Here is a 22,344-nt window from a genome sequence, read left to right as displayed (position 1 = left end):
CTCAATACGGTTAGGGCAAGTGGGTCGGTTTAACGGCGCTTACGTACTTTTCAATATTGGATTTCAGAATATCCTGAGCGAAACTTACTTTGACCGGGACCTCTACAGCCCAGAGCCCCCACCCACGCTCAGCAATGATGGACTTGATTCTTCTCCCCATACTGTAGCTTTCTTCCTCCGTCAGAGGCTTCGGGAAGAACTCCATCACGTCCTTATCCCTACACATCTGTGAAAAGGGATAGAGGTCTTCGTCATCCCATTGCCGAAGTATCAATCTTTCCGTTCTAATCATACGTCAGGTGATGCCTTATAGCGCCGCAATCACTCGCTTGTCGCGTGCATTGCCTGGTTATGAGATGCTGGATGGTCACTTACCAGTCGCCCATACATTGCCGAGTCAGAGACGATCTCTGTTTCAATTCGCCGAAGCCCCAATGAATTGAATCCGTACTGAAAGAAACTCCCCCGTACCACGAGTGATATTCAACATACGACGCGGACGATCAGCAATGGCAGCATCGTTTTGCTGGCCAAATTGCTCTAACTCAGTTAGCAACTCGCGTAATGATTCGACCCCACTTGTCCCCTGGCAATCTAAACAGCTTGAAAACGAGAGCCGACTGGTCAGCCTCAGAAGATGATAAAACGTCATGCCCACCTAGCTTAGAAACGTAACGTGTTCAGCTTAACGCACATCATGAACTTCACCAGATTGATCGAAGGTCTAAAATCGGCCAAGAGCGGTCTTCTAGGAGCCATTGATATAGCGCTTTAACGCCGCCGGCATGCGCAGCTTTGTAGTGGCAACAGAAAAGCTGTTGCTGTGGCTGGCCTTGTTAAATGCTCTTCTCGAACTTTAACTGAAACTGCTGCCACCTTTTCCACAAATACGGCCATCTGTCTTTTAAAGTTTCTGTCGATGCGTTACGTTCAAAGTAATTGACAAGGCACTCTAGCTGAGCACTGCTTTCTGGCGATTCACTCTTAATAATATCAAGCAACGAAGTCTTAACGTCGTCAATAGTTGGCCTATCGGCGGCGTCCACTGAGAGCATTTCATGCACAAGAGATTGAATCTCAGGTTCTATCGGTGGGTCACTTTCAAAATTTATACTCGCGCTCTTTGCCCATTTCCTCCAAGCATCCGCTTTAGTCCACTTCTTACTATTGTTTTTCAACGGCATAGGCCAATAATCACTGAGTTTTATGCCAACCGGATGAAACCCTCCACTCATAAGCTCATAGAGAATAACCCCCAGTGCAAATACATCCGTTTTAGGTGATAGCTCGAATTCATCCCACTGCTCTGGAGCCATATAAGGCCGAGAACCACCGAAGACGGAAGAGTCTAAAGAAGCATTTGCCAGACCGAAATCAGCTATTAGAGCCAAGCTATAAATATCGAGATCTGGTAAATCACAAAAATCGCTTTTGACGTTTTTCAAAAAAATATTAGCTGGCTTCAAATCTTGATGTGCGACTAGACCACGCTTATAGCAGTGGCTCAAGCCACTGCATACATAAACCAATATAGAAAGTTTCTCGACCTTACTGGAAAGTTCAGGTTTTCGTATAACTTTCTCAAGATCACTTCCCCAATAACGAAACAATGCCAGAGGGGTTCCAAGAACTTCTGAGAAATCAAACGCCCAATGAACAAACCTTTGTTGATTATATGAGAGCTGATTCTTGAGTTCATTGACAAATCTGTTGTTCGTTTCCTCTACAGATATGTTGGTGAGGGGTTTAGGTATTTTCGCACATACGTATCGAGGTGAAACATTCCCCCCCTGATCAAAAACATAAATTTCTCCGCACATCCCCTCAGAAACTGAAACACACTTCCCTTTGTTACCTAAAGCAATCTCTAACATTAATTTTTTCTGATGCTCATCAAGAGCATGAAAATCTATTTGTTCCATATAGCTCAGTTTCCTGTGCATTTAACGAGGCTGTAGAAAAACCCTCGACCAATTTTTCGATGATGCTCATATGTAAAACCTAGAAGAGTTCTCGGTGAAAAGCGCTTCAGATTTTAAGGAAGGTCTGAATAACCACCGATATTCGTCAACGCTCACGTGAGCTGATAAAGAATCGAAAATTCAGACACACTTCTCCCGTTTTTTGTGTATTTTTGCCCGCTTTCCGCTCATTGAGCGGAAAACGGGCGCAATCGCCCTATTCCCATACGTATTTCTCACTGATCAGCAGGTTGCTGAACGCCGCCAGCAAATGCAGGCGCTGAGTGTTTTTGGCCAGTCCACGATAGCGAGCCTTGCCATAACCAAAAACTTGTTTGATGTACCGAAAGGGGTGCTCCACCTTGGCACGGATACTGGCTTTGATGTTTTCGACTTTCTGTCGCCTGGCATCTAGCTTCTTGCGGGTGCCAGGCCGTTTGGCAATATACCAAGAGACATCGTTGCGGTGCTTGTGCTCGTCTCGTTTTTGAATACCCAGGTAACCGGCATCACCGAACACGCGTTGCTCTTCTCCGTGGAGGAGCTTATCGGCAGGCACAATGTCATGGACATTGGCGGCCGTGGTCTCGATGCTGTGAATTAAACCAAGCTTATCGTCGACACCTATGTGCATTTTCATACCAAAGTGCCAAGAGTCACCTTTTTTAGTCTGATGCATCTCCGGATCGCGCTCGCCTTTACTGTTTTTCGTGGAACTAGGCGCAGAGATGATCGTGGCATCGACGATGCTTCCTTCGCGCAGCATCAGGCCATTTTTCGCCAGGTACTTGTTCACCTCCTGGAATAACACCTTGCCAAGGCCGTGGCGTTCCAGAAAATGGCGAAATTTGAGAATCGTGGTTTCGTCCGGCAATCGGTCCAGTTTCAAACCGGCAAAGTGGCGCATGGACTCGATCTCGTAGAGGGCGTCTTCCATGGCCGGATCGCTCAGGTTGTAAAACAACTGCATGCAATGGACGCGGAGCATGGCAGACAACGGATACGGAGGCCGCCCGCTCTCGCCCTTGGGGTAATAACGGGCTACCTTCTTCTCCAGCTGCGTCCAGGGGATCAGCTTATCCATCCGCTCCAGAAAGAGTTCGCGGCGGGTCTTTCGCTTCTTGTTCTGGTACTCGGCTTCGGAGAAGGTGATTTGATCCATGGCAGCACTGAATCCTATGCAGTTGACGATAGCCATATTATCGCTGATGGCAGTGACTTTTTCAGAGCTTCCTTAAGATTAGAGGCTATTTTTAGCTCAATTAATGAACAATTCCTGGTCGATAAATGCTTACGACCTTTTTCTACAGCTTCAACGCCACCAGCAGGCGCAGAAAACACAAAGCGATGCGGCGTGTTGTCTGTCGCTCTGGCTGGGATTGTTATTACTCCGCATCTGAAGGCCTCTTCTTAAGATCAACTTCAGCAACCTGTGTCTCTATCGTTTTATTACTAAGAAACACATCAATTTTGTGTAGGTTGGGTAGCTCTGCCAATAGGCATTTTTCAAGTTGATCGCGAATTTTTGCAATTTCTTTGTACTCCTGCCGTCCCACCTCAACTAAGTCTCCGGTTTTCTGAAATAATAAATGACAACGAAAAAACTCTCTATTGAGATCGATAGCCGCTTTTCTTGTCTCATCAGATATCCAAAACGAGTTATTCTGATTAGATGAATGTGCGGTGAATCGACTAAAATTTTCATAGTCCATAGAGAAAACTTGGTGGTATGTTCGCCTGTCTTCGGAATTCGTATCTTGAATCGCAGTTTTTAACGAATTCACCACAGCATAAAGCTCTTCATGTGCAAGTAAACGCTTATCAATGAGCTTTTCAAAGTATTTGTCTTTGTACCCTAAACGGGAAGTATAAATCGTCACTAGAGACGAAAGCACAGTCGCAACAATCGCGCTCGAAAGAATAACTCCTAAAATTTCCACTTAGCTTCCTCGAAAGTCATAACAGCGTATTAGCCAGCGCACTTTACAGATGAATGAACACGCTGGCACTTTTCCCAGTAAATGCAGACTGCCAGATTCTCCCAAACCTATAACCCTTTTGGCTATTAATTTCAATTAGGACGTATAGCCAAAATTCGCGCTCCTACTGCATTTCCAAAATGTCCGCTCAGGGTCGAACCCTGACTGTAAATTAACCTTAGCACATGACGAGCGTAAATTGAGCCATTCTTTGATCTCTACCTAATGGAGAATCATGCCATGAACGTTCCGACCGAAATCTCATTTACACCTTGGAATAAAGGCAAGTTGGTTGGGCAGAAGGCGCCTCTGCGCCTTCGTGATATTTGGGCCATACGTGTGCGCCTATAGCTGGCCAAAAAGACGAGAGACCTTGCACTCTTCAACTTAGCCATCGATAGCATGTGACCTCGTCAATTTACGGGTACGCGATATAGCTCATGGTGCGTGCATATTGAATCCATATATTTTCTATATTAATTTGATAAAATGACGTGGCCGATCGAGGGCATAACGCCAAAGCGCACTGGCGCACTTTAGTGCGTCCGAGTGGCGCGTTTTGTACGAATTACTACATTTGCAATTTGGATCTAACTCGTTCCCATTTTTGAGTTAGCTCTTCGTTCATATTTCTGAATACTTTAGTCGATAGCTTCACTGCGGCACTAGCTTTTGCAGCCTCGTATTCGGCAAAAGCATCCAGTACTCCCGCCTCAATCGTAGGACTATGGGTTTGGGAATGGCCAAGGTAGAGTGAATATAACGAGTCAAATACTCGCTCATTTCTTACCCTAAGAATCTCTAGCTTTATCCACCTGAATACTATCTCACTAGCAAAAAGTAGTTGGGATGCTGCCAACACCAGACCTAAGTCACTACCTCTATAAATGGCGACAAAAAGCCAAATTGCAGCATAGAGGAAAACTTTAATCCTTTCTTTAACGAGCATTCGTTCACAAATATGCTTTCCGAAAAAGGAATTCTCCATCAAGTTAGCACCCAGTTTCAATACATTTGGATCCAATTTGTTATTGTAGTATTTATTAGTCTCCTCAAAACTTAAAGGGACTGCTAGAGAATTGGATAGAAGCTGCCTTCTCCTTTGCCGCTCAGCAAAGGGAATAAAGTAGTATGAGTTTGCACTGACGACAAACGCATACAATAATACGGAAACAATGAATACTACAGGAACTGTGGACGAAAGAAGCACCTGCTCTTTCGTCAAGAAAGGAATTGAAATAGACAGCATGGCACCAATGTAGAAAAGAATATTTGACAAATAATCAAGATTCTTTACCGGCTTATAATACTTATCTACTTCGTCAACTCTTTGATCTAGTTCAGTCATAGTAATAATAGCTCGGAAATTTCCCAAAAAACACCTTGTCCCACCAGTCAAATGCTTCACTAATATTTCCAGACATCTCAGCATCCCGGGCTTTTTGAGAACGAGCTTTAGCAGTTCTCAGTTTGGATAAAGCCGTTTCCTTATTTGCGGAACTCTTACAAGGGTATATTAATCCGGATATGCCTTTTGGATCCCTTATTGGAGCTAGATTGCAGTCATATAGTTTTTTTAGCACCGAATTAACATCAATCTCATAGAGTATAGATGACTCAGCTTCCATAAGTTTAGTAATTCGAAGCTCTAGGTAAAAAGAGGATATAGGGACGTTATTATAGTATTTCCATGCTTTGACGAACCTTATTAGGGGCTTTAGCCTCTTATTAAGCCTGTTATTTTGCAGGGCAACATAAGAGTTATGAGTGCTAGGGCTTGATTCTATCCAACCACCGTTTCCATCTGGTATATCATATACGTTTTTTTCTTCACTACTTCGGTATAAATAATCCGCTGGGATTACCTCAGCGGTATCCCAGGAGCCAGCCCCAAAATCTAAAACTACGGCCGGAGAATCTACGTACACTCTAGTATTTGGGAAGCGATCTTGTAGACACTCTTTGACTTCCCGCAACGAGACTGAAGAATTTTTTTTGAGCTTATTGCGTGGAATAGAGGCAAAAAAGTCGGCGTCGCTATGCCCTGATATACTAGTTCCATTATTTGCAGATCCTGAATAAAAAAGGCTTTTTAAATCATAATATACCTGCAATCTACTAGTAATCGACGACTTGTGAGATGAGGCTTTGCCTGATTCATAGGACCTTGGTGTCAATGCACTATGGAAGTCCCTAAATCCCCTATTTACACTACGTAAAGGCACTAATGTTCTCCTTGGTATACCTCAAATTCTAACGCCAGCCAGCATGCGCGGCTACGTAATGAAGGCGAAGCCGCAATGTAGTAGCCGCCGCCGTGACTGGCCTTGTTAGCCATTTTCCCCTCATAGCAGCTCAGCCATCGTCTTCAACAAGTACCGCTGCAGCAATTTTTTTGGCGATATCTTCAACTGAGTCGTGCTGGGTAGTAAAACCTGCCAAGTCGGGCAGTATCCCACTGTACTGCTTAACATCATCGAAGGTTACATTGTGCAAAACAGGAATAAGCGTACTCTTATTTAACAGTGCGCCAAGCTCCCTTTCAGTCCAAAACCTACCTGTCAAATATGCAGGGGTAAGGACTGTAACCCCTGAACGCGCCTTCCTCAGTCCCGCATCCATTTGTAGTGATTGGCTGCGACCTGGAATAATTGCGACCTCATCAAACCATACGGCCACGCCCAAACTTTCAAGCTCATCTCGAAGCTGTGAGGCAACTTCAGCCCCGTCAATTCGAGCATAGCTGAGGAAAGAGTCATATTCGCGAGGGTCTAGTGAGGCAACTGCTTCATGTACTTTATCTGCAAGTTGGCGCTCTGTCTCGGAGTATCTAACGGGGCTTGAAGCGGTCCGTAATTGCCTATTTAAGTCAGCTATAACCTTACGGTTATGAGCGTCTGCTTTTTGATTGTGTTGCCGCACGCTCCTATTGTGATCGGAAACTACTTTACGATTATGTGCATCAACCTTTCGGTTGTAGTCATCGATGACTTTCTTATTGGCGCGATTGACTCTATCAACATCACGCTTAACCTGCTGCTGAGCTTTACGCTGCGCCTCTCGTATTTTTCGCTTTAGCTCATTCGGGTTGAGTTTTGCCATAGTAAAAGCTCCCTTGCAGAGGTCTATAGTGTCTGGCTAACAGGTATTACACTGCCCATCCTACGATTGGATAAACGTGCTGGCACTTTTTTCCGGCAAATGCAGCTTGCCAGATTATCCCAAGCCCATGATTCTTATAGCTATTAATTTAAATTTGGCAATATAGCCAAAATTCGCGCTCCTGCTGAACTTCCTGGAATGTCCGCTTGGGGTCGAAAACGTACTTCTAGCAAGGTTTCTGACCGCAATAACCGACTCCGCTTACGTTTATTCAACAACCTGCAGCTATCAAAATATAATTAGCCTAAAAGCTAGCAGATAATGATTGCTGCCGTCATTAGAAATTAGTCGTCTAGCTCTGGTTTCACTATGGACAGGCGCGTGATGCCGCCACTTATTGTGAATACCGGCCTTCCTGATCATGGTTAATTCGTCGGCTTCCTGACAGTCTAAAATCACCAACCGCCTATTTCGCAGGCCGCTTATTATGCAGGTCGTTTGGCCAGCAGTGCCCAAATACCCGCCGAAGAAAGTAACGTTCCGCCCACAATATTGAAACGGCGCTGGGCGCGGCGTGAGGCAAGCATTTTGCGCACGGATGAGGCAAACACCGCGTAAAGCGTGGCATTGAGTGTCGCTAACGCCACGAACGTGACTGCCAAAATCCACAACTGCTGCCCCGCATTAGCGCCAGGGCTAACAAATTGCGGCAAAAAGGCGACGAAGAAGATGATGCCCTTGGGGTTCAGTGCCGTTACCAAATAGGTATTGGTGAACAGCTTCCAGCGCGACCCTGATACCGCAGGTGTTACCGGCTGAACCGACGATATCCCGGCACGCAACAGCTTAATACCCATATAGAGCAGGTATAAACCGCCGATCCATTTGATAACGGTGAACCAAAACGCCGAAGCGGCCAACACAGCTCCCAAGCCAAGTAGCGAAAAAATCAGCGCCGTGGAATCGCCTAATGCCACCGCAGCGACAAGCGGAATATTAGCGCGTCGGCCTTGGGCGATGGTGTAGCTGACAACCGTCAAAATCGTCGGCCCAGGAATAGCGAGCAAGGCCACGGATGCAAGCGCAAAGGCAAACCAAATTTCGATAGACATAGGACAGCACCTTAGACGTAGTAATGACTAAGTTAGCATAAGCCTCGGTAGGCTGGAGTACCCCATTAGCAACGCCCTCTGAGATCCCCACTGTTTTGACGATGTGAGCTCCCCTGGTGGTCGAGCTCGAACCGCCCTTTTAACTAAATAAATATAAAACGTTGACGAAATATAAAAATGTAGATATTTTTTAAGCGTAGGTTATTTATTCAGTCGGTTCTTTTTCACCCTTTTGCTAAAGAGAGGCGTCCAATGAACGCTCCAGCCACTATCCCCGCACAGCAGCATCATGGTTTCACCCTTGGCCGCTCACCGCAGTCGGACCGCTTACTGCAACTGAGCTTCCCTAAGGAAACAGTGAAAGCGTTTCTTGACGCCGTGTCGGAATGGCCGGTTCAGGCACTGGAATATAAGTCTTTCCTGCGTTTTCGAGTGGCTAAGATTCTTGATGATCTGTGTAAGAACACCTTGCAGCCGGTGTTGATCGATACCATGGTGGATCGGGATACGGGAGCGTTTCTGGTGACGCCAGAGGGGCTGGATCAGGTTGAGCAGGCTGACGACATGGTGATATTCGCCACGGCAGTGTCTCACCTGATGGGACGCTCTAATTACGACGCCATGAGCGGCCAGTACTATGCGCGTTTTGTGGTGAAGAACGTCGATAACTCAGACAGCTACCTACGTCAGCCGCACCGCGTGATGGAGCTGCATAACGACGGCACGTTCGTGGAGCAGGACACCGACTACGTGCTGATGATGAAAGTTGACGAACAGAACATGCAAGGCGGCAACTCGTTACTGTTGCACCTCGATGACTGGGAAGGGTTAGACAGTTTCTACTCTCACCCACTGGCGCGTCGTGACATGCGCTGGACCGCGCCACCCAGCAAGAATGTTGATCGCGATATCTACCACCCCGTGTTCGATGTGGACACTGAGGGTCGTCCGATCATGGCCTACATTGACCAGTTCGTTCAGCCGAAGAACTTTGAAGAAGGCAACTGGCTAGCCAATCTTTCTGATTCGCTGGAAGGTAGCCAACATCAGCTATCGGTTCCGGTCGCCACTGGCAGCTTCCTGCTGATTAACAATCACTTCTGGCTGCATGGTCGCGATCGCTTCACCCCGCACCCTGACCTGCGTCGTGAGTTGATGCGTCAGCGTGGCTATTTCACCCATGCCAAAACACTACGTCAGCCGCGTCAGGTATAATCATTTAGAATAAGCTGGCCACCGCCATGACGGTGGCCATTTTCCCTTGGCTACCGAGACGCCTATGTACGACTACATTATTATCGGGGGCGGCATTCTTGGGCTGTCGACTGCCATGCAGCTGATCCGCGCCTATCCTGACAAGAAGATGCTGCTGGTTGAGAAAGAGGATGGCCCTGCCCGCCATCAAACAGGCCACAACAGTGGCGTGATTCATGCAGGGGTTTATTACACGCCCGGCAGCTTAAAGGCGCGTTTTTGTTTAGAGGGAAACCTCGCCACCAAGGCGTTTTGTGACGAACATAGCATTGCCTACGACGAATGCGGCAAGCTGCTGGTCGCCACGAATGACCTCGAACTCCAGCGTATGAAAGCACTGTGGGAACGCACGGAGGCTAATGGCCTGGAGCGGTATTGGTTGACGGCGGAAGAACTGCACGAACGTGAGCCTAACATCACGGGCGTCGGCGGTATCTTTGTCCCCTCCAGCGGTATCGTCAATTATGCTGAAGTGGCTGCCGCCATGGGCCGCGAATTCGAAGCCGCTGGCGGTGAGATCCGCTACAACACTTCAGTGACAGGCTTAAATGAGCGAACCAATGAGGTAGTGGTATCCACCAGCCAGGGTGATTTCTCTACCCGCTATATGGTGTCCTGCTCTGGCCTGATGGCAGACCGCGTGGTACGCATGCTGGGTATCGAGCCAGACTTCACCATCTGCCCGTTCCGCGGCGAGTACTTCCGCCTTCCCGCGCAGCACAATCAAATCGTTAATCACCTAATCTACCCGATTCCTGACCCTTCGATGCCGTTTCTTGGCGTTCACCTGACACGCATGATTGACGGCAGCGTAACGGTCGGCCCCAATGCGGTGCTGGCCTGGAAACGTGAAGGCTATCGAAAGACCGACATCTCGTTTTCCGACACGCTCGCCATGCTGCGCCACCGCGGCATCCGCCAAGTGCTGAAAGACAACTTGCGTCCAGGGCTTTCCGAGTTTAAGAACTCAATCTATAAAAAAGGCTACCTACAGCAAGTGCGTAAGTACTGCCCAAGCTTAACGCTGGCTGATCTTGAGCCTTACCCGGCTGGCGTGCGCGCCCAAGCGGTGTCCAACGATGGCAAGCTGGTCGATGACTTCCTGTTCGTCAACACGCCGCGTACTGTCAACGTGTGTAACGCACCCTCGCCTGCGGCGACGTCTGCCATTCCCATTGGGGCGTATATCGTAGAGAAAGTTAAGCAGCAGGTTGGCGATAGCGCCGCCGTAGTGAGCTAAGAGCCCACCAAGCTGCTTAGTATCAAGCCTATTTCGGGCGCATAGTTTGCGTCCGAAATATTATTAAGCGGTTACTTAGCCAACACTACGTAACGCCATCTCCATAGGCTGCATCATAAGAAATGAATCACTCCTAAGCGGCGTCGGCTGCCCCGTCGCCATAAACCCAGACGACCGATACAAGCAAACTGCCGCCTCATTACTGGTTGTAACGTCAAGCGCGAGACACTCACACTCTTTATCTATCGCCCAGGTTTCAATTTTACCCAGAAGCGCCTTGGCGATGCCTTTCCCTCTTGCCGCAGGCGAAACCCACATTTGGTAGATGTGAGCGGTTTCCACCTCTGGCGCATGTATCACCCCCCAAGCAAGCCCCACCGCCCGGCCACCCTGCTCTGCCACTAACGGAAAAGCCACAAGCCCCCGCGCGTTAAGATCTAAGCGCGCCCGCCAATCAGAATCCGACAATGCAGATTCCTGCTCGTAAGTGGCTCCAAACGAGTCAGGGGAATCCTTGAGCGATTCCAGCCTGACGGACTTGTACAGCGCCCAGTCTTCAGGGTTAAGTACTTTGATGTTGAAGTTTTTCATATAGGGGATTTGCTGCATGGTGTGTTGGTCTTGGATGGTTCAGGGCACTCCATCAGACATTATAAGCTTGCTACAAGCCGCTTTGGCCAGTCTCCGGCCGAGACTGCGTTAAAACGCAGCGCTCAAAGGGATTGCATCTTCGCATAGAGTAACTGCAGTTAATGGCTTTCCAGAATGAGAATCCACAGTCAAAGGAACTCCACCACCACTTCTTCCTAGCCAACCGTGATCAGACGATGATGATTAATGGAACAACCGAAGAAACAGCAGCAACCATTGATAGACCTCCTATACTGTGTATACCCACTGACGAAATACCAATCAAAGGGCCGCTGTGAAGATTGGGGATAGTCGCCAGCTTGGTCGTCCTCCTCAACTACCCGCCCGGCGGCCTCTTGTATGCGTCCCTACCCCGGGCATACCTCAAGGTGTTCGTCATGAGCCAGCCTTCGCAAACCGTAATAGAGAAATTTAAGGCCAATTTCTCGGGAAGCGTGATTCTTCCAGAAGATATTCAATACCAAGAAGCGCGTGAGATATGGAATGCCATGATTGATCGCAGGCCCTCCATGATTGCTTGCTGCACTTCATCTGACGATGTTGCCCAGTCTCTTAACTTCGTACGCCGACACGATCTGCCTTTCTCCGTACGCGGTGGTGGCCACAATATTGCGGGCAGTTCTGTCTGCGACAACGGCGTGATGATTGATCTCTCGCTAATGAAGAAAGTTGACATAGATCCAGCACTCCACCTTGCGTATGTCGAGCCAGGCTGCACACTCGCGGACTTCGATGTCTCTGCCCAAGCATATGGTCTTGCTACCCCATTGGGCATCAACTCCACCACAGGTATAGCCGGTCTGACCTTAGGAGGGGGATTCGGTTGGCTCAGTCGAAAATACGGTATGACCATCGACAATCTACTCGGCGTGGACGTAATTACAGCCGATGGTCGACAGTTGCACGCCAGTGAATCGGAAAACGCCGACCTTTTTTGGGGGATTCGCGGTGGAGGGAGTAACTTCGGCATCGTGACCCGTTTCAAATATCAGTTGCATCCAGTAGGTCCGAATGTGCTCTCCGGCCTTATCGTCTATCCCTTCAACGAAGCAAAATCGGTCATCACACAGTTCGCTCGCTTCACGGAAACGATGCCAGACGAACTCAACGTGTGGATGGTGACGCGCAAAGCGCCTCCCTTACCCTTTCTGCCCGAGGCTGTCCATGGAAAAGAGATAGTCGCTCTTGCCATTTGCTATGCAGGCGATCCCGTAGAAGGCGAGAAATACATTGAGCCGCTTAGAAAATTTGGTACCGCATACGGCGAGCATATTGGGGTGCAACCGTATATTGACTGGCAGCAAACGTTCGACCCACTATTAACGCCAGGGGCACGAAACTACTGGAAGTCTCATAATTTCTCGACGCTCGGAGAAGGGTCTATCGATGCGATCATCGAATACGCTGAGGTCTTACCGTCTTCACAGTGCGAGATTTTCATTGCCACGATAGGCGGTCAAACAGGCCGAGTACCACCCGAAGCGATGGCCTACTCGAACCGTGATGCTAACTATGTGATGAACGTGCATGCCCGTTGGGAGACGGCCGCCGAGGACGAACGCTGCATTAACTGGGCACGAGAATTCTTCACCCGGTCACAGCCTTTTGCCAGTGGAGGCGCCTACGTTAACTTTCTGACCGCGGATGAAACCGACCGTACTGCCTTTGCCTATGGTGCCAACTACGAGCGGCTGGTGGCGCTCAAGAAGAAGTTCGACCCAACAAACCTTTTCCGTATCAATCAGAATATCCCCCCGGCCTGAATGTCGTTTGAGTGATGAAGCCCTGCTCTTGATCCTTTCTGAGCAAAAGCTCGTATCAGCAAGCGCCCTTTCCAGGGCGCTCTGGTCTAATAACTACATCTATAAACTATCGAACTTTATTTATTAGTATATTTTTCGTTTCGACCAGAAGCGCCCTTTAAGCTAAATCCGGTTTTAACTCACTCCGATCAGTAATCCTCTAATACTGACTTCTCAGTGCCGCCTTCCACCTGTGGTGCTTTGAAGGCGGCAGCGAGAAAGTCAAATCGCACAGATCGATTGCGTTACCCGACATACTGCTCCGTAGAGATTACCGTGCCATAAGCGAATGCTAAGGCTGACATTATCGTTGCGTGAACCTGTGACGCCGGTACCGTCACTCCATCAAATTCAAGATCCAGCGTAGCGCAGGCATCGTGGATAATCGTTGTCTTATAGCCGAAGTCCGAAGCTGCACGACTGGTTGCATCGATGCACATATGGCTCATGGCACCGATAATGACGACCTCCTCAATATTTTTCTGATCCAACAACTCTTTCAAACCGGTCTCACGAAACGAGTTCGGAAAATTCTTAACGACTACTGTTTCCTGCTCCAGTGGCGCAACCATGGAATGAATGGCGACCTCTGGCGTACCGGGGGTAAAGAAAGGGATCTCTGGATCCGCAGATTCATGCTGAAAATAGACGACGAGATCTTTTGCCGACCGCGCATGCTCAATGACCTTGGCGGCATTCGCCGCTGCCTCCTCAATCCCCTGCAGCAACAGCTTGCCGCCGGGGAAATATTCGTTCTGGATATCGACGACAATGATTGCGCGCTTACTCATGGGGTTATTCCTTTTTCAGTAGTGGTTGCCAGTGTGTTGGTGCTTGGGGAATGAAGGCAGCAAGCCAACGTGCCAGCGTTAAGACGTTGATAAAAAGACACAGGCCGCCATCAAAGGCGACCCATGGCATTAAAAGGAGATGACTTCGCCATCAGCGGGGATAGACACGTGGTCCTGGATCCCAACTTCTTGCACGTAACCGGACAGCTCGTCACGGCTTAACGTCATATGGTTCACGGCGTCCATATGCACCGCGATGATCGCCGCATTAGGAGCTGCCTGATGCATACGTAGCGTATCTTGCTTACCCATGATGATTGGGTCACCTGTGAAGCCAGTGATCTCTGCGGCACCGGCATTCACGACAATCACCTCGGGGTTATAACGCACCAAAGCCTGCTCAACCTCGTCACGCCAGATGGTGTCGCCCACCAGGTACGTGGTTTTTTGCTCAGGGGCTTCGAAGACCACACCCATCACATCACCAAGGGTTTCCGCCAATTCAGGCACAGCGTAGAGCGTATCAGAGCCATGCTGACCGCCCGTTTTATGCAGTGTCACTCCACCAAATTCCACTTCTCCGTCCAAAATACGCACATCGCTGAAACCTTGAGAGCGAATAAGCTCGGCATCGGCAGCATTCTGTGCAAACAGGGGCATGTCCTTCGGCAGCAGTTCCTGGGCAGCATCGTCCCAGTGGTCGAGGTGTGTGTGAGTAACGATGATGGCGTCGACGCCGTCGGTTATCTCCTCAACGGGCATGGGCAGCCCCACCAGCGGGTTACGCAACTCGCTACGATAGGTATTTTCGAAGCCAGGATAAACACCCTGCTCGGCCAGCATCGGGTCTACCAAAAAGGTGGTATCCCCATAGGTAATTTTCACCGTTGCATTGCGAATCTGCTGCACCTGCTGCGTTGTCCCCTGAGCGTTTGAATCCGCAAAGGCGTTACCGGCAATGAGTCCTGTGGCGAGGACAAGAGAACTGGATAAGGTTTTGATAGGCATCTAACGACTTCCTTCAATACGTTGCTGGATTGATAGCAAGCAGTGTAGAGAGAGGCGGCTGACAAAAAAATTGGCCTGGAAGTCAGTGTTCGAAAATTTTGGGCCACCATGGTACGGTTAAGTTGAGAACAGCTTAGGAGTTACCCATGTCCTTACCCCGTGTAGGTTTAATTCTCCATCCCCGTATCACGCCTTTTCATTTCTCGGTGCCCTACACGGTGTTCGGCATGGCTTTCCCCGATCGCTCACTCTTCGACCTGACCATCGTCGCAGCTTGGGAAGATTCGCTAGAGAGCGATGAGGTGATGACAATAAAGCCCAATGGCGGCTTATCTCTCTTGGACAACGTGGATATAGCCGTGGTACCTGGCTGGCATGACCTGGATGAACCGCCACCGCCTGAGCTGGCCGAGGCGCTCATCCGCTGCCATGAACGGGGCGCTCATGTGGTGGGTCTTTGTTACGGCACTTATGCGCTGGCGTACGCTGGACTGCTCGACGGCAGGCGGGCGTCAACTCACTGGGTCGCCGAGCAGGATTTCAGTGACCGCTTCCCCAAGGTCAAGTTGGACACCAATGCGCTTTATGTAGAGGAGGATCGTCTAGTGACGTCCGCAGGCACGGCGGCAGGCCTGGATTGCTGCTTGTTCTTGGTGCGCGAATATTACGGCGCGAAGATCGCCAACAAGATTGCCCGCATCATGGTGGTTCCCCCACACCGCGAAGGTGGACAGGCGCAGTTTATTGAGCAACCCGTTGCCATCTCCACTCAAGACGCCCATATCAATCGCTTATTGGACTATTTGAGAGAAAACCTAGTCGGTTCGCATCGCATCGATGAGCTAGCTGCTAGAACCTCCATGAGCAGACGCACCTTCACGCGTCACTTTCAAAAAGCGACCGGAATGACGGTGGTGGAGTGGCTTGTCAACGAGCGGTTACGACGCGGGCGCGAGTTACTGGAAACCACCTCCCTGTCGGTGGAAGCGATTGCGGAACGAGTTGGCTTTCATACGGCAACGTCTTTCCGTCAACACTTTAGGCAGCATCATCAAGTCAGCCCACGCGACTGGCGTAAAACTTTTGGCGGCAACACCTGAGTTTTTCGGGCCAGAATTCCCTTAACCACGCTCATAGATTTTTGGGTGGACTGATAGGAGCTACCTTCAAGTCTCGTCGCATTTTCAGCGCTATCACATAGATTCGTCAAACGACGGTTTAGGCCAAGCCGTTGTTAACGGCCAGAAGCGGTCTTTTAGGTATCACTGATGTGGCGATTTATAACGCCCGCGTTACGGGCTGGTTTGTAGTGGCAGCGCAAAACCAGTCCCGGTACACGCGATTTAAAGGTTGTCAGAAAGGAACCTGACAAAGTGCATTTCGAGGCCGTTGCAGCGGCCCTTCAATCGTAGCCGGTAGCGTATCAAACGCGCATAACCGTGTTCCAATCTATACTGTGGCCAGCCGCTTCGAGTTCACGCGCAAGTGCCTCCTCCAGCTACCGTTGCTGTCCATCGTCTCCAACACAACTGTTGTCAACGCACTGAATCAAGAATATTAAAACACTAGGCAAGCGCCGGTACGACAACGCATACGCCGCACCTCGCTTAGTGAACGCGCAAACCTTCCGTCTGATAAAGCAGATTGACTTCTACCACCCGTCCTTCCAACAGGTGGCAATACTGACGAGTCTTGCCCGCTTCCTGGCGCGATCGCACCTCGCCGCCTTCCTGCTCACAGTAATTGACGGCAACCTGCTGCGCCTGGTTAGCACCATCAGTAGTACCTAGGGTCGAACATCCCGCCAGTGCCATCCCTATCAAAACCAACAGGCCATAACGAGCCATGTGCTTCTCCCTTTGCATTGTTACGTTGAACAGTGATTATTAGCAGCGCAAAACCCGCTGATATTCATTCATTATAGTCAACGTTCGGACTTTCTTGGCATGGCAGCCAGAAATGATGACCTGCTTCTAATATGTCGAAAGTCAGGTTGAATACGCTATCCCCCTGCCACCATCAAGGCGCTGCCAGCGCGTGACCGATTGGGTACGTTGATCACTTTTGTGATCCAATCCCCCGTTCTTGCCAGCGCGTTTAAATCAATGCCTGACTCGATTCCCAAACCCTCAAGCATATACACCACATCTTCGCTGGCCACATTGCCAGAAGCTCCTTTGGCATAGGGGCAGCCCCCCAAACCGGCGACGGAACTATCAATAACGCTTAGGCCCTCTTCCAGCATCGCATAGAGATTCGCAAGTGCTTGGCCGTAGGTATCATGACAGTGGGCGGCCAGGTTATTTATTGGCACCTGAGCGGCAACAGCCGCCAACATATGTTTGGCTTTTGATGGCGTTCCGGTGCCGATCGTATCGCCCAGTGATACCTCATAGCAGCCCATCTGGTATAGCGCCTTGGCAACTCGCGCCACCTGTAAAGGCGCGATCTCCCCCTCATAAGGGCAGCCAAGCACGCAGGAAATATATCCCCGTACACGTAGCCCGGCCTGGCGCGCATGCTCTACCACCTGCTCAAAACGCTCGAGCGACTCGGCGATAGAGCAGTTTATGTTCTTGTGAGAAAAGGCTTCACTTGCTGCGCCAAATACGGCGACTTCGTCAACATCGCACTCAATCGCTGCCTCAAGGCCTTTCAGGTTAGGTGTCAAGGCTGAATAGACAACGCCAGGGCGTCGCTCAACGCCCTGTATTATTTCCCGATGGTCTGCCATTTGCGGCACCCAGCGAGGCGACACAAAGCTCGCCGCCTCGATATTTGCACAGCCCGCCTCCACCAGGCGCTTGATAAACGCAAGCTTCAGGTGAGTAGGCACAAACGCCTGTTCGTTTTGCAAACCGTCGCGCGGACCGACCTCGACCAGGCGCACAGAGGATGGCAAGGCCATGTTGTCTCCTTAGTCGTTACGCAGCTGTTCAAGCAGTTGCTGGGCGATATCCACACGCACCTTGCCGCCATCCACAAGCAGCGCTGCGATACGATCAACTTCATCGTTCTCGGCCCCGGCCATTACCGCAATATTTTTAGCATGCAGTGCCATATGGCCCTTCTGAATGCCGGTGGTCGCCAGCGCCTTAATGGCGGCAAAATTCTGCGCCAAACCCACCGCGACAATAATACGAGCCAAGCGATCCGCTGTTTTAACGCCCAGAATATCAAGACAGTGCCGAGCACTAGGGTGCGATCGAGTAGCGCCGCCTACCAAGCCTACCGGCATAGGCATTTCTAAGGTGCCGGTCAGGTTCCCTTCGCTATCGGCTTCCCAATGTGTCAAGGAACGGTAACGCCCCGTGCGAGCGGCGTAGGCATGCGCACCCGCTTCTACCGCGCGGGTATCGTTGCCCGTTGACAGCACGACAGCGCTAACTCCATTCATGATGCCTTTGTTGTGGGTAGCTGCCCGGTAAGGGTCCTGGTCTGCGAAGCGATACGCGTTGAGCATACCGTCACGTACCGACTCCCCGCCAAGATCTTCTAGTTTCCAGGTAGCACGTGCGCGAGCAATGCGTCGATCAGCGAGGTTGGACAGAATACGCAGACAGCTGCGACCACGGCTCCACTCCGCTAGAGAAGGCGCGACAGCTTCCGCCATCGAGTTGACAGCATTGGCACCCATGGCGTCACGCACATCCACCAGCAGATGAACGATCAGCATGTTGTTGAGAACGCGCACTTCCAGGTCACGGAAACCCCCACCGTGCTGGAGCAGTACTGGGTCGGTTGCATCACAAATGCTTTTTACCTGTTCGAATTCGGAAAGCAGCCGAAGGCGTGCAAACTCGGGGTTAGGCACATCCAGCAACTGTACCTGCGCAATCATGATGGGTTCTGACGTATCGGTATGAAACCCGCCCAATGCGCGACACTGCCTGGCCGCATTACACACGGCGGCGACCACGGAAGACTCTTCGGTCGCCATGGGTACCAGCTGTTCCTCATCATCAATAATCAAATTGGTGGCAACGCCGATTGGCAGGTTCAGCGTACCAATGACGTTTTCGATCATGGCATCGGCAGTGGCCGACGAGATATTGCCCGTATCAGAGAAATGCGTGCGAACCTCGCTGCCGAGCTCAGCTATTTCGATGACTTTCTCAAGCCGCTCGCTGGGAGTAAGCTGATAAAAACCAGGAATGCGGGATGTGCTGTGTGCCATGAATAATGCCTCTGATCAATTGAGGTTGAATAAGTAAATGTGCCTGACGTGTACGATTTACCAAGAGTCAGCATATGCGTCAGGCATGGATCCAAACGGATTAAGCGATTAGCCCTAAAAGCCACGGTGCGGCATAAAGCGTCATGAACTGCACGCCATAGTTGACGCCCCAACGGTTGAGTAGACCTGCCATCAGTGCCAGCACCATCACGCCCAAAATGCCCATTACTCCGGCATCCATATAGGCAAGCAGCATGACCAGCGAGAAGAACATCGCCAGGAACGCTTCGTGAGGAATGTGCTTGAACACAAAGATGCAGATACGCCGCGCGTACCGAACCGCAATCGGGTAGGTAATCAGCAAAGCGACACCGGCACCCAAAATGCTGGCGATGGTAATTTCAGAAAAACTCATCAAGTGGTGAGCATTCTGCTCGAGCGTCAGTACCGGCGGTGCGTTGAAGAAGGCGTTGCCCGGGCCAATAGCCATCGGGCTCATCGGTATGCCTAGTGCCGCTAAGGGAATCAAGATGCCCGCGATGTAAGAGGCGTTGGTGACGGCATCCATTGAAGATAGCGCGCGACTAGCCTTATTGACCGTACCTTTCACCCAGCTCGACATTACTTCGCCCAGAAAGATCGTGATGCCGACCGGGCTCATGAAGAATGTGACCGAACCCAGGACAGAGCTAGCTGCGGCCGAGGCGGTTTCCTGACGCGTCAGAATGCGAAACGGATTGGGTAGCTGCCCTTTCTCATCGTTACCGTAGATCTGGATCTGCTTAGGCTCAGACTCCGCCATTTTATGGCGCTCACTGTTGACCGTGAGCTGTGCCAGATTAAACATCATCGGGCCAATGGTGATGCCCAAGAAGAACGAGATGAATACAGTCTGCCCTTCCGGAATGACGCCCATCCCCCAATACAGGTGCCGCAAGCCCTGAATCAATGCTGCCAGTAGCACAATACTGATCAGGCTGATGACTTTCTCCTTGCTCATCAGGGCAAGAAATACGGCCCCACCAAAGAAGATCTGGCTGGCATACTGGCCAAGCACATCGGCTAGGGGTGTCAATAGAAAAGCCAGAAACAGACTAATGGGGATCGCCACCAGCGTACCGATGACCGAACCGGACGCCATTTTACGAATCGCCAGGGTGGCATGACCTTCACGCTTCAAGATCAGTGCGTGCTCAACCATAGGTGCCGACATCACCCCTCCCGGTATACCGGCTACCGAAACGGGAATGGAGTCGGTCAGCTTCTTGGCAACAATGGCCGCCATAAAGAAAGCCAGCACCACGGGAAGCGGTATGCCCGCGACCACCAGCGCCAGCGTTACCGGAGCCAGTACGGCGGTTTCATCGGTACCCGGTGCAACACCAATCGCGGTATAAACGATGACGGCAATGATCGCAGCCGCCAACATTTGAAGTAATAAGACGGGATCCATGACTACTTATCCTCACCGGTTTGCAGCTGCCGCTTAGGGCGAAACAGCAGCGCATTGATGAAGAAGCCCAGAATAGCGCCGCTCAACCCAAGAATAAGAGGAAGCGGAGGCTGCGCTGGAGCAAGCAGATAGCCGCCTAGTGTTAACGGCGTCGAAATACACAGTGACAGCAGAAGATCTCTCCCACTCACCGAGTCATCCCACACATTGAGAAACCGATTCTTCTTTTCAGACATAGCGTGTCTCCTTGAATTTATTATGGATGTGTCTTTTTTAATGGAGCACATGATGGGTAAACTTGCTGAGTACTGATAGGTACAGTTGGAGAGATTGTACGAAGTACTGTACCCATCAAAAGACAGGTACACTGATTTCACCGGGCTTAACCCGTTTTGCGGAAGATACGGATCATGTCGAAATCCAGGCACGTGGCCGACACCATTCTCAAGGCTATCAACGAAGGCCGCCTTGCCCCAGGGGCTAGGCTCGCTTCTATACGCGAAGCCGCCCGGCAGCATGGAGTGTCAAAAAACACCATTGTGGATGCTTATGATCAGTTAATTGCGCTGGGCAGGTTGCGCGCCCGCCAAGGGGCAGGCTTTTTTGTTACGCAGCCACCCGCGCTTGAAGCGCGGGAAAAGACCTACGAGCTAAAGGAAGCCGTCGATAGCGTCTCGCTTCTGAGGGAGCAGTTGGTAGGTAACTTTCAGGTACGGGTAGGCGACGGCCGAGCGCCCGCCAGCTGGATGGGCGGCGCGGCGCTTGCGCGGCAAGCCAAGCGATTAACGTCTATCGGCAATGATGATATCGAGTATGGAGCCCCTCAAGGGTATCTCCCACTGCGTGAAACGATTGCCAGGGTGTTGGCTGGACGCTCCATCCACGCCTCCCATGAACAGGTACTGCTGACCTTCGGCGCCAATCACGCCTTCGATCTGATTATTCGCCACCTAATCGCCCCGGGCGACCGCGTCCTGGTGGAAACGCCCGGCTATTACCCGCTGTTTGGCAAGCTGCGCCTGGCCAAGGCCAAGCTGATTGGAGTTTCGCGCAGCCATGACGGGCTCGATCTAGATGACCTGGAGCGCAAGATTATTCAATATCGCCCCAACGTTTTCTTTCTACAGCCCAATGCCCATAACCCGACGGGCTCTACCCTTTCACTTAACCAGCTGTATCGGCTACTGACACTTGCAGAGCGCTACAACCTGATACTAGTAGAAGACGACGCCTTCGCTGACCTACTCCACCGAGGAAGCGCTCACTTGGCAGCACTGGATGACCTGAGTCGCGTGATTTACGTCGGTACGTTTTCCAAGACGCTTTCCACCGGCATTCGCTCGGGTTACTTGGCGGCCAACCCTGGGCTGGTTAATGCACTTACCGATATCAAAATGGTGACTGTCGTTAACAGCTCCACCTTCAGCGAGCGCCTGATTCACGAAATGATTACCCACGGGCGTTACCGCCGTCACCTGGTACAGCTTCGCGAACGTATTACCAAGGCCAGTGCCAGTACCATTACCGCATTGAAAGAAGTGGGACTTGAGAATATAGAGGGGCCTGGTGAAGGTTATTACTTATGGGCGCGCCTGCCGAATAATATCGACGCGATGCAACTTGCCAAAATAGCCTCGGACGAAGGTATTTTCATCGCGCCTGGCAGTATCTTTTCACTACGCCCTAATGGGCCGGATGCATCGTCTATGCGTATGCATATTGCCTATGCCAATGATCATCGGTTTTTGGGGTTTCTTGAGCGTTTTTTGGGGGTAAGCGTTCATCCTACGACGTAGTTGACCTACTTCACGTCA

At 50.6% G+C, this 22,344-nt stretch carries 21 protein-coding genes; 5 read left to right on the top strand and 16 right to left on the bottom strand.

Annotated elements, in window-relative coordinates; all coding sequences use genetic code 11:
• Positions 1–10 precede the first annotated feature (10 nt).
• The 8 genes from INT19_RS19855 to INT19_RS08715 all read right to left on the bottom strand — a co-directional run bounded on the left by INT19_RS19855 (position 11) and on the right by INT19_RS08715 (position 8,154).
• Complete coding sequence (locus INT19_RS19855) at positions 11–292, bottom strand: GNAT family N-acetyltransferase (RefSeq protein WP_226924544.1); 282 nt, start codon at positions 290–292, stop codon at positions 11–13.
• Between the two features lie 544 nt (positions 293–836).
• Complete coding sequence (locus tag INT19_RS08750; protein ID WP_193060474.1) at positions 837–1,922, bottom strand: protein kinase domain-containing protein; 1,086 nt, start codon at positions 1,920–1,922, stop codon at positions 837–839.
• 256 nt (positions 1,923–2,178) lie between these two features.
• On the bottom strand, positions 2,179–3,123 hold the full coding sequence (locus INT19_RS08745) for an IS5 family transposase (protein ID WP_193060473.1): 945 nt from the start codon (positions 3,121–3,123) through the stop codon (positions 2,179–2,181).
• A 223-nt stretch (positions 3,124–3,346) separates the two neighbouring features.
• Positions 3,347–3,901: a hypothetical protein gene (locus INT19_RS08740; RefSeq protein ID WP_193060472.1), complete on the bottom strand. Its 555-nt coding sequence runs from the start codon at positions 3,899–3,901 to the stop codon at positions 3,347–3,349.
• A 610-nt stretch (positions 3,902–4,511) separates the two neighbouring features.
• Positions 4,512–5,288 carry a hypothetical protein gene (locus tag INT19_RS08730; RefSeq protein ID WP_193060471.1) on the bottom strand — a complete coding sequence of 259 codons (777 nt, stop codon included), beginning with the start codon at positions 5,286–5,288 and terminating at the stop codon, positions 4,512–4,514.
• Positions 5,281–6,165, bottom strand: a complete 885-nt coding sequence (locus INT19_RS08725; protein WP_193060470.1) for an SMODS domain-containing nucleotidyltransferase — start codon at positions 6,163–6,165, stop codon at positions 5,281–5,283. The genes INT19_RS08730 and INT19_RS08725 overlap by 8 nt, the downstream gene beginning before the upstream one ends.
• A gap of 130 nt (positions 6,166–6,295) precedes the next feature.
• Positions 6,296–7,042, bottom strand: coding sequence for a toll/interleukin-1 receptor domain-containing protein (locus INT19_RS08720; protein ID WP_193060469.1), 747 nt, complete (start codon positions 7,040–7,042; stop codon positions 6,296–6,298).
• 485 nt (positions 7,043–7,527) lie between these two features.
• Positions 7,528–8,154, bottom strand: coding sequence for a LysE family translocator (locus INT19_RS08715; RefSeq protein WP_193060468.1), 627 nt, complete (start codon positions 8,152–8,154; stop codon positions 7,528–7,530).
• 252 nt (positions 8,155–8,406) lie between these two features.
• Between INT19_RS08715 and glaH the strand changes: the two genes are divergently transcribed.
• Together glaH and lhgO are read left to right on the top strand one after the other, a co-directional pair.
• On the top strand, positions 8,407–9,369 hold the full coding sequence (gene glaH, locus INT19_RS08710) for a glutarate dioxygenase GlaH (RefSeq protein ID WP_193060467.1): 963 nt from the start codon (positions 8,407–8,409) through the stop codon (positions 9,367–9,369).
• A 64-nt stretch (positions 9,370–9,433) separates the two neighbouring features.
• On the top strand, positions 9,434–10,648 hold the full coding sequence (gene lhgO, locus INT19_RS08705; RefSeq protein WP_193060466.1) for an L-2-hydroxyglutarate oxidase: 1,215 nt from the start codon (positions 9,434–9,436) through the stop codon (positions 10,646–10,648).
• Positions 10,649–10,723: 75 nt separating this feature from the next.
• On the opposite strand, the gene INT19_RS08700 is transcribed toward lhgO, so the two are convergent.
• Positions 10,724–11,257, bottom strand: a complete 534-nt coding sequence (locus tag INT19_RS08700) for a GNAT family N-acetyltransferase (protein ID WP_193060465.1) — start codon at positions 11,255–11,257, stop codon at positions 10,724–10,726.
• A 419-nt stretch (positions 11,258–11,676) separates the two neighbouring features.
• On the opposite strand from INT19_RS08700, the gene INT19_RS08695 reads away from it, so the two are divergent.
• Positions 11,677–13,062 carry an FAD-binding oxidoreductase gene (locus tag INT19_RS08695; protein ID WP_193060464.1) on the top strand — a complete coding sequence of 462 codons (1,386 nt, stop codon included), beginning with the start codon at positions 11,677–11,679 and terminating at the stop codon, positions 13,060–13,062.
• 284 nt (positions 13,063–13,346) lie between these two features.
• Here INT19_RS08695 and INT19_RS08690 read toward each other — a convergent pair whose 3' ends face one another.
• Positions 13,347–13,892: a cysteine hydrolase family protein gene (locus INT19_RS08690; RefSeq protein ID WP_193060463.1), complete on the bottom strand. Its 546-nt coding sequence runs from the start codon at positions 13,890–13,892 to the stop codon at positions 13,347–13,349.
• A gap of 129 nt (positions 13,893–14,021) precedes the next feature.
• Positions 14,022–14,900, bottom strand: a complete 879-nt coding sequence (locus INT19_RS08685) for an MBL fold metallo-hydrolase (RefSeq protein WP_193060462.1) — start codon at positions 14,898–14,900, stop codon at positions 14,022–14,024.
• Between the two features lie 146 nt (positions 14,901–15,046).
• Between INT19_RS08685 and INT19_RS08680 the strand changes: the two genes are divergently transcribed.
• Positions 15,047–16,000 carry a GlxA family transcriptional regulator gene (locus tag INT19_RS08680; RefSeq protein WP_193060461.1) on the top strand — a complete coding sequence of 318 codons (954 nt, stop codon included), beginning with the start codon at positions 15,047–15,049 and terminating at the stop codon, positions 15,998–16,000.
• 507 nt (positions 16,001–16,507) lie between these two features.
• Here the strand turns inward: INT19_RS08680 and INT19_RS08675 are convergent.
• From INT19_RS08675 to INT19_RS08655, 5 genes are all read right to left on the bottom strand, one after another.
• Complete coding sequence (locus INT19_RS08675; protein WP_089038588.1) at positions 16,508–16,747, bottom strand: DUF333 domain-containing protein; 240 nt, start codon at positions 16,745–16,747, stop codon at positions 16,508–16,510.
• 155 nt (positions 16,748–16,902) lie between these two features.
• Entirely contained in the window at positions 16,903–17,808 is a 906-nt protein-coding gene (locus tag INT19_RS08670) for a hydroxymethylglutaryl-CoA lyase (RefSeq protein ID WP_089038589.1), read from the bottom strand.
• Between the two features lie 9 nt (positions 17,809–17,817).
• Positions 17,818–19,077 carry a hydroxymethylglutaryl-CoA reductase, degradative gene (locus INT19_RS08665; RefSeq protein WP_193060460.1) on the bottom strand — a complete coding sequence of 420 codons (1,260 nt, stop codon included), beginning with the start codon at positions 19,075–19,077 and terminating at the stop codon, positions 17,818–17,820.
• Between the two features lie 100 nt (positions 19,078–19,177).
• Complete coding sequence (locus INT19_RS08660) at positions 19,178–20,530, bottom strand: tripartite tricarboxylate transporter permease (protein WP_089038591.1); 1,353 nt, start codon at positions 20,528–20,530, stop codon at positions 19,178–19,180.
• A gap of 2 nt (positions 20,531–20,532) precedes the next feature.
• Positions 20,533–20,766, bottom strand: a complete 234-nt coding sequence (locus INT19_RS08655) for a hypothetical protein (protein ID WP_089038592.1) — start codon at positions 20,764–20,766, stop codon at positions 20,533–20,535.
• A 174-nt stretch (positions 20,767–20,940) separates the two neighbouring features.
• Here INT19_RS08655 and INT19_RS08650 point away from each other — a divergent pair, with 174 nt between their 5' ends.
• Entirely contained in the window at positions 20,941–22,326 is a 1,386-nt protein-coding gene (locus INT19_RS08650) for an aminotransferase-like domain-containing protein (protein ID WP_193060459.1), read from the top strand.
• Positions 22,327–22,344 lie beyond the last annotated feature (18 nt).

This window comes from Halomonas sp. 3A7M (genome assembly GCF_014897875.1).
In the GTDB taxonomy this organism is placed as follows: Bacteria; Pseudomonadota; Gammaproteobacteria; order Pseudomonadales; family Halomonadaceae; genus Vreelandella.
Note: the sequence above shows the minus strand (reverse complement) of the source record. Positions and strands in the feature narration are given on the sequence as shown.